The organism is Paenibacillus cucumis (ex Kampfer et al. 2016), assembly GCF_019748695.1.
Lineage (GTDB): Bacteria > Bacillota > Bacilli > Paenibacillales > Paenibacillaceae > Paenibacillus > Paenibacillus polysaccharolyticus.
Map to the genome: position 1 here is coordinate 115,946 of NZ_JACLIC010000025.1, position 12,830 is coordinate 128,775.

The window sequence follows — 12,830 nt, forward strand, 5'->3', positions numbered from 1 at the left end:
CAACGCATTTTTCTTTTCAACTTGGCTAGAATGGGGTAATGGTTAACGTTATATCTATTTTCTGGAGAAAAGAAGGTGATCCCTTGGCTATTGAACCGTTGACACAACCGGATAAGTTATCTGATCTTATTTATTTATTTCATGAAGGTAATCTTCATCACAGTTATCGAATGTTGGGCGCGCATCCTGAGACTCGCGATCACCGTCAAGGATTCCGTTTTACCGTATGGGCACCCAATGCCGTAGAGGTGGGACTGGCTCTGGACCGTAATGGATGGCAAGGGGAAAAGGAACCTTTATATAAGATACCCGAATCTGGATTTTGGAGTCGTTTTATTCCGGGAATTGAAGAAGGTACTTTATACAAATTTCGCATTTTAACGGAAGATGGGACTGAAATTCTCAAAGCGGATCCGTATGCATTTGAGGCAGAAGTTCGTCCTCGAACGGCGTCAATCACAAGTTCCATTGAAGGTTACAAATGGAATGACGGTGCATGGAGGCGTAAACAACGCTCAATGTACAACAAACCTTTACATATTTATGAAATGCATCTGGGTACCTGGAAGCGCAAGGGCGATGGGAGCCTGTATAGTTATCGTGAGATGGCGGATTTGCTCGTTCCTTATTTGCTTGAGATGAATTATACCCACGTTGAAATGATGCCCCTTAGTGAGCATCCATATGACCTGTCATGGGGATACCAAAATACGGGTTTTTACGCACCTACAAGCCGCTACGGGCAACCCAAAGATCTGATGTATCTGGTGGATACACTACATCAGGCGGGTATTGGTGTATTACTGGATTGGGTGCCAGCTCATTTTGCCAAAGATGCGCATGGGCTACGTTTGTTTGATGGTACACCTTTGTTCGAGTACGCAGATCCAATGTTAGCCGAGAAGCCGGGCTGGGGAACGCTTAGTTTTGATTATTCCAAACCTGAGGTTCGCTCATTCCTTATTTCGAACGCACTGTACTGGATGGAAATGTATCATTTTGATGGACTTCGTGTTGATGCGGTGACGAGTATGCTTCGTCTTGATTTCGAAAAGCAGCCAGGTCAATATCGTACGAACGATGAAGGTGGCCTGGAGAATAAAGAAGCTGTCGCTTTTTTACAACAGTTGAACACAACTGTTTTCGAATATTATCCTTATGCTTTAATGATGGCTGAAGAATCCAGTGCATGGCCAATGGTTACCATGCCAGTGGACAAAGGTGGTCTGGGTTTTAACTATAAGTGGAACATGGGCTGGATGAATGATACGTTAGATTACATGGAATCTGATTTTCATGAACGTGCTTCCAAACATCATTTGCTGACATTTCCGGTGGTATACTCCTTTTCTGAAAATTATGTGCTTCCTCTGTCTCATGACGAGGTAGTGCATGGTAAAAAGTCCCTTTTGAACAAAATGCCAGGAAGTTATGAGCAAAAATTTGCGGGTATGCGCGCGTTTCTCGGTTATTTCATGACATTTCCAGGCAAAAAGCTGTTGTTCATGGGTGGAGAGTTTGGACAGTTCATCGAATGGAAAGATGAAGATCAGTTGGACTGGTTTTTGCTGGACTATGATAGTCACCGCAACCTTCACAAGTTCGAGCGCGAGCTATCTGAGCTGTACGTCCGTGAAAAAGCTTTGTGGGAGCTTGATCATTCCTTTGACGGTTATGAGTGGATCACTCCGGATGACCAGGGCCAAAGTGTCATTTCATATGTACGCAAAGGAAAAAAACCTGCGGATACACTCCTTGTGCTCATTAACTTTCAGCCTGTCAAAAGGGAGCGTTACCGGATTGGCGTCATGCGTCCCGGTATGTATACCGAAATATTAAATAGTGATCATTCGGATTACGGTGGTTCAGGGATAATTAATGATATGCTGATCCCTACGGAAAAGATTCCATTTCACGGGCATGCAAACAGCCTGGAACTGGACTTACCACCGCTAAGTATCGTTATTTTAAAAAAGAATACACGCCGGAAAACGGAGCCCATCGCTGAAGGTAGCGCTTCCGTGAAATCAAGAAAAAAGACTGAAAAAAATACAGAAAAAAAAGGGAACAGCACGACTAAACCGAATAGGGGGACAAAAGCATGAATATTTTATTTGCAGCAGCAGAGGCCCATCCGTTTATCAAAACGGGAGGTCTGGCTGACGTTATCGGTGCTCTGCCGCAAGCGTTGAAAAATAACGGAGCAGATGTACGCGTGATTTTGCCGAAATATAAAGGGATACCTGAAGAATACAAAGAAGCTATGAAACCCGTGCTCGTGACGGATGTTCCGCTTGGTTGGCGTAGAGCCTATTGTGGCATTGAGATGCTGGAGTATGAAGGAATTCCAGTTTATTTTATTGACAATGAGTATTATTTTGCACGGGATGGCGTTTATGGGTACATGGATGATGGCGAGCGATTTGCATTTTTCAACCGCGCTGTACTCGAGGTGCTTCCACAGCTGGATTTTAAACCAGACGTTCTACACACACATGACTGGCATGCAGGTATGATTCCGTTGTTGCTCAAGGCTCACTATGCCCATGATGCGTTCTATTGTGAAATCCGAACGGTATTCACCATACATAATTTGTTGTATCAAGGTGTATTTCCACACCAGTTGTTCAGCGAAATTTTGGAGCTTGATGATCGGTATTTTACGATGGAAGGCGCCGAATACTATGGGAATGTCAATTTCTTAAAATCAGGTATTGTGTATTCTGATCATGTGACAACGGTGAGCCCAACCTATGCTAGAGAAGTGCAGACATCTTATTATGGGTATGGACTGGACGGATTACTAAGTTCGCTTGGTGATCGCTTCAGCGGTATTGTGAACGGCATTGATACCAAAAGTTATAACCCGGCAACGGACAATAAAATTGCAGTCAAATACAGATCAAGCTTGTCCAAAAAAATCGAAAATAAAATCGAATTGCAAAAAGAACTGGGACTTCCGGTGCGTCCAGATGCACCCCTGATGGTCATGGTGACCAGGCTCGTTGATTCCAAAGGACTTGATCTGGTATGTCGGGTTCTGGATGAACTGCTCTACTACGATGACATTCAATTCGCCGTGCTGGGGACTGGAGATTCAGCTTATGAACATTGGTTCAGAGAGGCGGCTAACCGGTATCCACTAAAAATGTCAGCACAGATTACATTCAATGACGGATTATCTCGTCGTTTCTATGCGGGCAGTGACATCTTCCTGATGCCATCCAAATTTGAGCCGTGCGGAATTAGCCAGTTGCTGGCATTGCGTTATGGCAGTGTACCACTGGTAAGGGAAACAGGGGGATTAAACGATACGGTTCAAGCTTACAATGAGTTCACAGGAGAAGGTAACGGCTTTTCATTTACAAGTTTTAATGCACATGACATGATGAATACCATTCGCCGTGCAGAAGAGTTCTATCGTAAATCGGCTGAGTGGAAAAAAATTGTGAAAAATGCAATGAGCGGGGAATACAGCTGGGATGTATCGGCTGAAGAATATATGGATATTTATCGTCGAATTCAGGTGTGATCTAAGAGTAAGGTTTTATTTCGATTTTCGTATGGAGTGCCGCAGTTTAATAACTGCGGCTTTTGTTGTTATTCCGGAATCACTTAGCGAGTAATTTGGTCAAATTCCTTACGGATGGCTTGCAACAGTTCAGGCTTGCTTAGAACATCATAAGCTGTAGCAGCGAGCGCTTTGGCTCCTAAAATCATGCCATCCAGAGCGCGTTCCTGCAACGCCAAATCACGGAATTCAATAGAATGCAGGGTATGAACTTCATCAACGACACGGATATAAGGGTGAATCGCTGGGCATCTCAAGGAAACATTACCGATATCCATCGAACCATGGTCGTCTCCACTGACGATTTCTTCCTGCGGAATGCCAAGTTCCATTAAATTCTGACTGAACGCGTCAGAGAAGGTCTCATTCGTGACCATCTCATCATAGGATGTTTCGTAGTTGGATGTCACGAGTTTACATCCGGTCTGAAGTGCAGCGCCTTGTGCAATCTGAACGACACGTTCGGTTAGAACGTTCAGTTCTTTGCGTGTGGCGGCACGCACGTAAAACTGAGCAGATGCATAGTCCGGGATAATGTTAGCTGCTTGTCCGCCGCTATTTATGATGCCGTGAATACGGACGGTGCTTTTCACCTGCTGTCTAAACGCATTAATTCCGGTGAATGTTTGGATAACCGCATCGAGGGCATTAATACCTTCATGTGGGCTGGCTGCCGCATGTGAGGATTTACCATGGAACTCGAACTGTACGGCATCGATTGCAAGGGAGCTGCCTGATTTTTCATAAGCATAGAATGGATGGGCCATCAGTGCGACATCACAGTCGTCGAATAACCCCGCTTCCGCCATCGGAACTTTAGCCCCGCGTGTCTCCTCTGCAGGTGTACCAAACACCTTGATCGTTCCGCCGACTTCGTCCACAATGGCTTTCAGGCCAACGGCTGCGCCAAGACTCATCATGCAGATCAGGTGATGTCCGCAAGCATGACCAATTTCGGGCAAAGCATCATATTCACATAGTAGGGCAATGGTCGGGCCTGGCTTGCTCGAAGCATAAGTACCGATGAAAGCTGTTTCCAGTCCGAGAATCGGAGCTTGTACTTCGAACCCATGATAAGACAATTCTTCCTTCAAACGGGCAGAAGCAAGATATTCCTCATTTCCAAGTTCAGGATGAGCTCCGATATATGATGAAATGTCTTTGAAACGGGAAGCATATTGATCAATAACGTTAAAAATTTGGGTTTTATTTGTTGTCATGGCTAAACTCCTTAGGCAAAAATGAAAATAACTCCATGAGTATAACATGTTTGCAGTATTATTTCAGAAACAAGTCAAGATTTGATCTTGAAAATGCATTGCATAATCATGCATTGTACTTTATAATGACTCAGTCATCAACATGACTGACGAATCAGTATGTAATCGTAATTATAGCATTGTAAGGGGAGAACAAGGTTGAAATTAATAAGTCGTTATACCGTAATGTTGTTAACGTTCCTTCTTTTTCTGACGGCGGCTGCACCTGCGGCGCTGGCGAGTGGAACGACAGACAACAGCTCAGGCGGTAAAAAACTGGTGCTCGGTACAAGTGCCGATTTTGCACCGTATGAGTTCCACAAAGTCATCAATGGTAAAGACGAAATCGTCGGATTTGATATTGCGATTGCCAAAGAAATTGCGGCGGATCTTGGAGCTGAACTCGTTATCGAGGATATGGGCTTCGACGGACTTTTGCCCGCACTTCAGAGTGGTCGTGTAGACTTGGTCGTCTCCGGCATGACGCCGACAGATGAGCGTAAGAAAAGCATTGATTTTTCAGATACGTATTACAAATCCAAACAAGTGATTATGGTTCGTAATGTCGACAAAGACAAATATCCGGACATGAAATCACTGGAAAATGTCAAGATTGGCGTGCAAAAAGGATCCATTCAAGAAACCATCGGACAGAAGATTCCTGGTGCAAAGCTGACTTCACTGGATAAAATCTCCGACATCGTGCTACAACTGCAAACGAAACGCGTTGACGCAGCTATTGTAGAAGATACCGTAGCCGCTGGTTACCTGGATGACATTATCGGTCTTGCGGCAGCAGTTCCTGACGAAGAACAGGCTGAAGCCGCTGTCGGGATTCGTAAGGGCAATACGGAGTTATTAGCCTCTGTAAACAAAACCTTGGACCGCTTGAAAAGCGAAGATAAGATCAACCAGATGGTTACAGAAGCAAGTCTCCTGATGGCTGACAAAGTCAATAAATCTCAAAACATTTTTCAATTGTTCTGGGAATACAAAGGCTTATATGCAACAGGTATCGGTTACACGCTCCTGTTGTCGGCGCTAGGCGTAATATTCGGGGTCATCATCGGTCTGATTATTTGCCTGTTCCGTCTTCATAATATGGCGATTCTTCGCTGGATTGGTACAACTTATGTAGAGGTGATCCGCGGGACGCCAATGCTGGTACAACTTATGATTATCTATTACGGGGTGTCGCTAACTTTTGGCATTAACTTCTCAGCACTTCAAGCAGGGATTATGACGCTTTCCATTAACAGCGGTGCGTATCTCGCCGAGATTTTCCGTGCCGGTATTCAAGGCGTTGATCGTGGTCAACTGGAAGCAGCCCGTTCATTAGGTATGGGCAGAGGCGCAGCGATGCGTTACATTATTCTGCCACAGGCCTTCAAGGCCGTTTTGCCAGCCATCGGTAACGAGTTCGTAACGATCATTAAAGAATCATCCATTATTTCGGTCATCGGTATGGTGGATATTATGTATCAAGCAAGTGTAGTCAAAAATCTCACATTCCAGGGTCTGAACCCGTTCATTATTGCGGCAGCCATTTACTTTGTGATGACATTTATTCTGTCCAAGCTGCTCGGACGATTGGAAAGGAAGTTGGGTGCAAGTGATAGACGTTAGGCAATTACACAAATCATATGGTAAAAATGATGTCCTGAAAGGCATCGACGTAACGATCGGCAAAGGTGAGGTTGTTGTAGTTATTGGTCCTTCCGGTTCGGGTAAAAGTACATTTCTGCGTTGTCTGAACCTGTTGGAACAGCCATCATCGGGACAGATCGATTTCGAAGGTGTTTCGATAACCGATCCGAAGCATAACATTAATGCTACACGTGAGAAGATGGGCATGGTGTTCCAGCATTTTAATCTGTTCCCTCATAAAACGGTTCAGCAAAATATTACGATTGCTCCAATCAAGGTGAAGAAACAATCCACGGATGAGGCTAACAAAATTGCCGAGGATCTCCTGAAGACAGTCGGTTTGGCGGACAAAAAAGATGTATATCCTAACCAGCTGTCCGGTGGTCAAAAGCAACGGATTGCCATTGCAAGAGCACTCGCGATGCAGCCGCATGTGATGCTGTTTGACGAGCCAACATCGGCCCTTGATCCGGAGATGGTCGGAGAGGTATTGGAAGTCATGAAACGGCTTGCTGAAGGCGGAATGACGATGGTCATTGTAACGCATGAGATGGGTTTTGCGCGTGAGGTGGGAGACCGCATTCTGTTCATGGACGGCGGCGTCATCGTTGAGGAAGGTACCCCGGATGAAGTGTTTGGTGCGCCAAAACATCCGCGTACGCGAGACTTTCTTGCAAAAGTACTTTAATTCATGCCATTCCGTATATAGAATCAAATGAATAACGGCGTTATCGGATCGAAAGATCCGGTGACGCTTTTTTGTTGTTTGCAGAAAAGGTAGAGCTGAAAAAGTAACTTTTCTGTTACCTGTAAAATGAATTAAAACGCCAAATGGAAACATTTACTACAGCTTAAGGTTACAAATTTGTGATATATTCAAGACTGCCGAAACTTCCGAAGCGGAAGTGCGGGGGACGTAACAATGCAGACATAGTTAATGATTTGAGAAATATGCTGCTTGGGGTGAATTAGGAATACATAATGCTTCAGCATGTCACGTACAGCCTATAGGGTGGGTTCCTCCATCCGAATCCGACAACTAACTTCGCAGGCATCATGAGGGAGGAAGACCATGCATAACAAGAAACGTTTAGCCAAAACAGCCATCGCACTACTGACATCCATTCTATTCATTCAAGCCGTTCCGGCTCACGCGGATTCCGTTCATGTGGCCAAAGAAGGGGATACCTTCTTCACCTTATCCAAGCAATACGGCGTTGATATGAACACATTAATTAAAACGAATAAAGACATCTCACCTTATAACATCTATGGTGGTTTGAAAATTACAATCCCAGGTAACGAAAACAAAGTAGAAGCGGCACCAGTTCAAGCGAAGTCGCAGGAAAAAACGGTGACTGCTGCAAGCCTGGACGTGAATACAGATAATAAAGTGGTACAGGCTTGGGGGAAAACATTCGACTATAGCAAAACGCTTAGTGTTAAAGCAACAGCGTATTCCGCAGATGCTTCCGAGAATGGTGGATGGGGCCCCGTTGATTATTTTGGCAACCCGCTCGAACTCGGCACAATCGCAGTGGATCCCAAGGTTATCCCTTTTGGAACCAAGGTATTAGTGACAGGGCATACACACCCTGGATTGCCGAAACAGGCTTTCGTAGCAACGGCTTTGGATGCAGGTAGCGCGATCAAGGGAAATCGTATTGACATCTTTATCCCTGGAAGCAAACAGTTCGTTAGTTCGTTTGGTTTTCAGGATATTGAGTTGTACATTTTAAAATAAGGCTTAAACCCTCTCATTTATGGATGTGAGGTCATAAGTTGAATTGAGCATTAATAAACAGGGTGTTCTTTCTTGCGTAATCATGATAGGCATAATTCATGACGACGTAGAGGGACACCCTGTTCTTTCAATTATTGTTTCTCTTTTGGCAGTTTAAGCATCTCGTCCAATGTAACTAATTCATATCCTCGGTTTCGCAATTCCTCAATAACCTCAGGCAAAGCCTCTACTGTACCTTTCAGGTTCGAACCTGTACCGCCGCCAGCATGTTGTAATACGATGGAACCAGGTTTCACCGCGGTGAGAATATTATGTTTTACCTTTTCCTTGTCTAGTCCCTTCCAATCGAGAGAATCCACATTCCAATTCACGATGCTGTAATGCTGTTTTGCAGCCCATCTCAACTGTTCTTCGTTAATGTCCCCATACGGAGGACGAATCATTTTGGGCGTATACCCCGTCAGGCGGTGAATGATATCGCCGGTATGTAGTATTTGTTTGCGAAAGGCAGTCATTGATAATTTGCTGAATTCAGGATGATTGTAGCTGTGATTGCCAACGATATGTCCTTCTTTCACCATCCGTTTCACCAAGTCCGGGTGTTTCTCCGCACGGCTGCCAACAACAAAAAAAGTAGCACGAACCTTATATTTTTTTAATACATCAAGTACCTGCGGTGTAAATCTTGGATCAGGTACATCATCAAAAGTCAGCGCAACTTGTTTGGTGGAAGGGCCATTGGTTTTGAACGTATCCGCGTATTTTTGACGAAGTTGACCTAGAGTCAACTGTTCTTCTTTAACATCTGACCCAGACGCCGGTGTATCACTGAGGGTTGAAGAAGGTTCCTCAGATGAAGCAGCAGACACAGGCGCAGGGGCTAAAGGAGCTGTATAAACCCCAGAGCATATAATAGTAACGAGTGCGAGCATGACGAGGCGTATTCGCATGTTAACGGCCTCCTTTTTCCAAAATTGCGTTCTCTATGGTATGCCCGTTGCCTGTTTCTTTTATGCGTGTGTGAGAAGTTTCATTGCATCATCAGGTCATGAAAGCCATAATTCCACCATATATAACATATAGAGAAGGATAGGTGGAGAGACGATGAGTACATATGATTTGAAATCCATTCGTTTAGAGGTTTTTGAGGCAGGACAGGACAAGGTATTTCTGGTTACGGGTGGTAAAGCTCATATCGGGGCTGTAGCTACATTCTATGTTGACCATGATCGGGTTAGTGGAACAACGGTACATATCCCGGGACACAAGGAACAAGAGTTATGTGAGCGGCTAGCCCGCAAGGCGGCCCTGCAACTGAAAGTTACGGTAACCGTTATTATGGGCATACATTTTGACAGCATTACACGAGTGCAGATCGACGAGATCGTAATGACTGCAGAGAGACTTGTGGATGAACATTTGAATAAGAAGTCAGAGTAATGTTTTGGTAATCGGTCACCTTATAGGATAAACGACACGTGCCTGGATAAGCATAACCTTCAGAGGTAATCCTCCTTATATTAGAGGTTGTCATCAAGTTTTAATTTTTTTTTGTAAAATTGAAACGAGTTGCAGATTGTAACGTATGTATCTTTATATACAATGCACAATCCACTGGGAGGAATAACCTAATGTCTATTTTTAAAAGATTACGTGACCTGACAATGTCTAACATCAATGCAATTATCGACAAAGCTGAAGATCCAATCAAGATGACGGATCAATATATCCGTGACATGCAAGAGGATCTGGAAGATGCTGAGAAAGCAGTAGCCGCACAAATCGCAATCGAGAAGAAGTTCAAGCAATTGTTCGAGGAACAGGAAGCACTTGTGAAGAAACGTGAAGAGCAGGCTCACACGGCAGCTCGTGCACAGAACATGGACCTTGCTCGTCGCGCTTTGGAAGAGAAGAAAGCAGCGGAAGAGAAAATGGTGGAATACAAAGCCAGCTACGATCAAAACAAAGCGTCCGCAGACAATCTTCGTGGCAAACTCGATGAGATGCGCAAACAATTGACACAGATGAAAAACAAGCGCGAAACGCTGGTTGCTCGTTATAACGCAGCCAAAGCACAAACCGAAATCAACAAAGCGCTGAACGGATTTAGCTCAGATACGGCGAGTGCGGGCTTGAAACGTATGGAAGAGAAAATGATGCAGATGGAAGCTCAGGCTGAAGCAAGCAACGAAATGTCTTCCAAAGGCAAATCACTTGACGAGGAATTTGAGAAACTTGGTAAGGATACGGCTGTTGAGGACGAACTTGCTGCACTTATGAAACAGTACGAAAATAAAAACTAACACCTTGGCGTTCAGCAGGGTTAACCAGCGGAGGGGAACAGCGTTTCTCCTTCGCTTTTAAATGCGGATCATGTTGATAAGTGGAGGCTGTGTAAATGGATTTGAACATTTTGGCGATGCTGGTCTGGACGGTTTCAGGTTCGGTTTTGCTGTTTGTACTGATGTATGTAGATTCACTTTTTACGAAATACAAGGATTTTGCTGAAGTCAAGGCTGGCAATATGGCGGTCACTACCCGGATGGTAATGAAGTTATTTGCGCAAGGTTACGTGCTTGCAACATCCATCTCGACAGCAGGACATCTTGGAGAAGCTTTGCTCGTTTCTGTTGTATCATTTGTAATTTTATTAATTCTGGAAAGTGTTGTTCACTTTATGATTCGCAAATGGGCCACATTGGATCTGGATACGGGAATACAGCAAGGTAAGACAGGGTATGGCTTGTTCTCAGGCGCTTTGCATATTGTAGGCGCATTGATTATTGCAGCGTGCTTGTAAGCCGATAAGATAAGGAACAGGAGTAATTGGCATGAGTGTATGGAAACGTATTAAAGGAATACTAACAAAGCCCGAGCCACCTAAAGTGGAAAAAACGATGCTTCAGCTTGCTCCTGGGGATATCTGTGAAGTGTCTCTGGTCACTTATGAAGTCGTTGGCAGGGTGCAGAATCGGGCTCGTAACGCAGTTGTATTAACGCTCCAGGATGGTAGTTCATTCCGATATTTACATGTGGAGGAGCGTGAGATCACGCGTTACGCCCTGTATACACCTATTGATGGGAGACTTGATGCCCCTGACGAGGTGCCGACCATTCTTGAACTGGATGATCACGTGTATCATTTGGAGGAAGAATATGGAGGTATGGTTCAGACTGTGGGTAGAACGCCTTATGGTCAGGCTGGTGAGCAGCTTGTGTGGCAGTATCAATCGGATGATAACAAACTTCTTCGTGTGGAATGGCAAGATAGAAGGTTTAACCTCTACGAGGGTGAGTCCATTCTTCCTGCGGATATCAAAGTGATTCGTTCGAACTAGGAGAGGTTCCAATGAAAAAACGCTTGGCACATGGATTAAAATTAATGCTGGTCCTCAGCCTTGTGATGTCTCTGCTGTCTGCGTGTGGTGCAGCTCCTTCCGTACAGGATACATATCCTCTTGAATCGGTAAGTGGCAGCGGTCAATCCACGTCTTATGTGTATCGGGCTGCAGATCGCACAGTTCCTGAAGTAGCAAAAGAGCTGTCCGATCAACGAACACCCGACCAGATCTCGGCAGAAAATACAGAGCGGATGTTCCTGGTGTATCAAGACCAGTATTATCATCTGCAACAAGATCCCAAGAAACCAGAGGATACGCTCGTCGAAGTCGATTCCAAGGAATATGTTCGTCAGAACTATAGCTCTTCCTTTTTACAAGGGTATCTAACGGCAACGTTAATCGGGAATTTGTTTGATACTTTTGGTGGACGCGGTTCAGGCAACTATCGGGGATACACGGAACGGGATACGTACAAACCGAGTGCGGGATCGTATCGGGCTCCAACGAGCAATGATAAAAAGCTGGCTCCGCCTATTACCGTTGAGCGAAAAGGCTCCATTACGCGGCGTGGCAGTGATAAGGACACAAGTGTTGGTTCTGGCGGCGGTTTATTCGACCGCAAAAAGGATCAAAGCCGAGGAAGTATCGATCGCAACAAGAGCAGTGGTGGCTTGGGTGGTTTGTTTGATTCACCAAAAAAATCCTACAAAAAGCCAAAGACTCGAATCGGTGGTGGCAGGATTATGAGGCGAAGATAACACCTCGCAAGCCTGAAATATATGATTCTTGGAATGATTATGATTTACAGGATGATGATTATATACAGGACAATAACAGTAGCATGGTGAGACACTGGCGAATGACAGTGAGCACCTTGTTACTGTTATTTTTTTATGATTTGCGGACATGATGGGACTTGCGAACACGAGGAATCGAAGAAGCTGGCTGTTTACGTATCCAGCGCAGGTAAGGAATGATCCGTTCATCTGCACGCAGCGATTGTAGATCGGTCAATCCCAGCGTAACCAGATCCCGATTCGTATATAACGAGTGGATTTGTTTATGACAGGGAATGCACAGGTTAGCGGTGGGCATGAAGCTACCGCCCATCTCCTTTGGTGTTAAATGATGAACTGTTGTCTCGACGGGTTCTCTCCCGCATAACTCACAATGATGATTCGTGGTGATCACCTCCCGATTTCGAATGCTATTATGTGCAAAGAAAGAGTATTTCATGTTACCTGTTAGGCCCCTGTTCATATTAGCGG

The 12,830-nt window shown here is 44.8% G+C and carries 13 protein-coding genes and 1 riboswitch; of the genes, 10 read left to right on the plus strand and 3 right to left on the minus strand.

The genetic code is table 11. The annotated features are described in order from the left end of the window. Positions 1-83 precede the first annotated feature (83 nt). A complete protein-coding gene (gene glgB / locus H7T88_RS16790) occupies positions 84-2,105 on the plus strand; it encodes a 1,4-alpha-glucan branching protein GlgB (RefSeq protein WP_221789413.1) in 2,022 nt (673 codons plus the stop codon). Further along, positions 2,102-3,532, plus strand: a complete 1,431-nt coding sequence (gene glgA, locus H7T88_RS16795; protein ID WP_221789414.1) for a glycogen synthase GlgA — start codon at positions 2,102-2,104, stop codon at positions 3,530-3,532. Before glgB ends, glgA begins: the two co-directional genes overlap by 4 nt. An 83-nt stretch (positions 3,533-3,615) precedes the next feature. Here the strand turns inward: glgA and H7T88_RS16800 are convergent, their stop codons facing one another. Continuing rightward, positions 3,616-4,791 carry a M20 family metallopeptidase gene (locus tag H7T88_RS16800; protein WP_221789415.1) on the minus strand — a complete coding sequence of 392 codons (1,176 nt, stop codon included), beginning with the start codon at positions 4,789-4,791 and terminating at the stop codon, positions 3,616-3,618. 198 nt (positions 4,792-4,989) lie between these two features. Here H7T88_RS16800 and H7T88_RS16805 point away from each other — a divergent pair, with 198 nt between their 5' ends. From H7T88_RS16805 to H7T88_RS16815, 3 genes are all read left to right on the plus strand, one after another. Then, positions 4,990-6,456, plus strand: a complete 1,467-nt coding sequence (locus H7T88_RS16805; protein ID WP_154890429.1) for an ABC transporter substrate-binding protein/permease — start codon at positions 4,990-4,992, stop codon at positions 6,454-6,456. Continuing rightward, a complete protein-coding gene (locus H7T88_RS16810; protein ID WP_123065699.1) occupies positions 6,443-7,165 on the plus strand; it encodes an amino acid ABC transporter ATP-binding protein in 723 nt (240 codons plus the stop codon). Before H7T88_RS16805 ends, H7T88_RS16810 begins: the two co-directional genes overlap by 14 nt. Before the next feature lie 185 nt (positions 7,166-7,350). Next, positions 7,351-7,547: riboswitch (cyclic di-AMP (ydaO/yuaA leader) on the plus strand. Between the two features lie 2 nt (positions 7,548-7,549). After that, the gene (locus H7T88_RS16815) at positions 7,550-8,221 is read left to right on the plus strand and encodes a 3D domain-containing protein (RefSeq protein WP_221789416.1); all 672 of its coding nucleotides are present in this window, start codon (positions 7,550-7,552) and stop codon (positions 8,219-8,221) included. A gap of 131 nt (positions 8,222-8,352) precedes the next feature. Here the strand turns inward: H7T88_RS16815 and H7T88_RS16820 are convergent, their stop codons facing one another. Continuing rightward, positions 8,353-9,171, minus strand: coding sequence for a polysaccharide deacetylase family protein (locus tag H7T88_RS16820; protein WP_090916651.1), 819 nt, complete (start codon positions 9,169-9,171; stop codon positions 8,353-8,355). Positions 9,172-9,325: 154 nt separating this feature from the next. Between H7T88_RS16820 and lpdD the strand changes: the two genes are divergently transcribed. The 5 genes from lpdD (at position 9,326) to H7T88_RS16845 (ending at position 12,320) form a co-directional block, all read left to right on the plus strand. Beyond that, complete coding sequence (lpdD, locus tag H7T88_RS16825; protein WP_090916649.1) at positions 9,326-9,661, plus strand: prenylated flavin chaperone LpdD; 336 nt, start codon at positions 9,326-9,328, stop codon at positions 9,659-9,661. 191 nt (positions 9,662-9,852) lie between these two features. Then, complete coding sequence (locus tag H7T88_RS16830) at positions 9,853-10,524, plus strand: PspA/IM30 family protein (RefSeq protein WP_221789417.1); 672 nt, start codon at positions 9,853-9,855, stop codon at positions 10,522-10,524. Positions 10,525-10,619: 95 nt separating this feature from the next. Beyond that, on the plus strand, positions 10,620-11,021 hold the full coding sequence (locus tag H7T88_RS16835) for a DUF350 domain-containing protein (protein WP_090916645.1): 402 nt from the start codon (positions 10,620-10,622) through the stop codon (positions 11,019-11,021). Positions 11,022-11,052: 31 nt separating this feature from the next. Then, positions 11,053-11,559, plus strand: coding sequence for a DUF4178 domain-containing protein (locus tag H7T88_RS16840; protein ID WP_154890427.1), 507 nt, complete (start codon positions 11,053-11,055; stop codon positions 11,557-11,559). 11 nt (positions 11,560-11,570) lie between these two features. Then, positions 11,571-12,320 (plus strand): DUF4247 domain-containing protein, encoded by a 750-nt coding sequence (locus H7T88_RS16845; RefSeq protein WP_090916641.1) that lies wholly within the window; start codon positions 11,571-11,573, stop codon positions 12,318-12,320. A gap of 133 nt (positions 12,321-12,453) precedes the next feature. Here H7T88_RS16845 and hlpB read toward each other — a convergent pair whose 3' ends face one another. Continuing rightward, positions 12,454-12,798: an HNH nuclease-like protein HlpB gene (hlpB, locus tag H7T88_RS16850; RefSeq protein ID WP_260510964.1), complete on the minus strand. Its 345-nt coding sequence runs from the start codon at positions 12,796-12,798 to the stop codon at positions 12,454-12,456. Positions 12,799-12,830 lie beyond the last annotated feature (32 nt).

Coding starts and splice junctions, on each gene's coding strand:
- glgA (WP_221789414.1), top strand. CDS start 2,102: ATGAATATTTTATTTGCAGCAGCAGAGGCCCATCCGTTTATCAAAACG.
- H7T88_RS16800 (WP_221789415.1), bottom strand. CDS start 4,791: ATGACAACAAATAAAACCCAAATTTTTAACGTTATTGATCAATATGCT.
- H7T88_RS16815 (WP_221789416.1), top strand. CDS start 7,550: ATGCATAACAAGAAACGTTTAGCCAAAACAGCCATCGCACTACTGACA.
- H7T88_RS16820 (WP_090916651.1), bottom strand. CDS start 9,171: ATGCGAATACGCCTCGTCATGCTCGCACTCGTTACTATTATATGCTCT.
- lpdD (WP_090916649.1), top strand. CDS start 9,326: ATGAGTACATATGATTTGAAATCCATTCGTTTAGAGGTTTTTGAGGCA.
- H7T88_RS16830 (WP_221789417.1), top strand. CDS start 9,853: ATGTCTATTTTTAAAAGATTACGTGACCTGACAATGTCTAACATCAAT.
- H7T88_RS16835 (WP_090916645.1), top strand. CDS start 10,620: ATGGATTTGAACATTTTGGCGATGCTGGTCTGGACGGTTTCAGGTTCG.
- H7T88_RS16840 (WP_154890427.1), top strand. CDS start 11,053: ATGAGTGTATGGAAACGTATTAAAGGAATACTAACAAAGCCCGAGCCA.
- H7T88_RS16845 (WP_090916641.1), top strand. CDS start 11,571: ATGAAAAAACGCTTGGCACATGGATTAAAATTAATGCTGGTCCTCAGC.
- hlpB (WP_260510964.1), bottom strand. CDS start 12,798: ATGAAATACTCTTTCTTTGCACATAATAGCATTCGAAATCGGGAGGTG.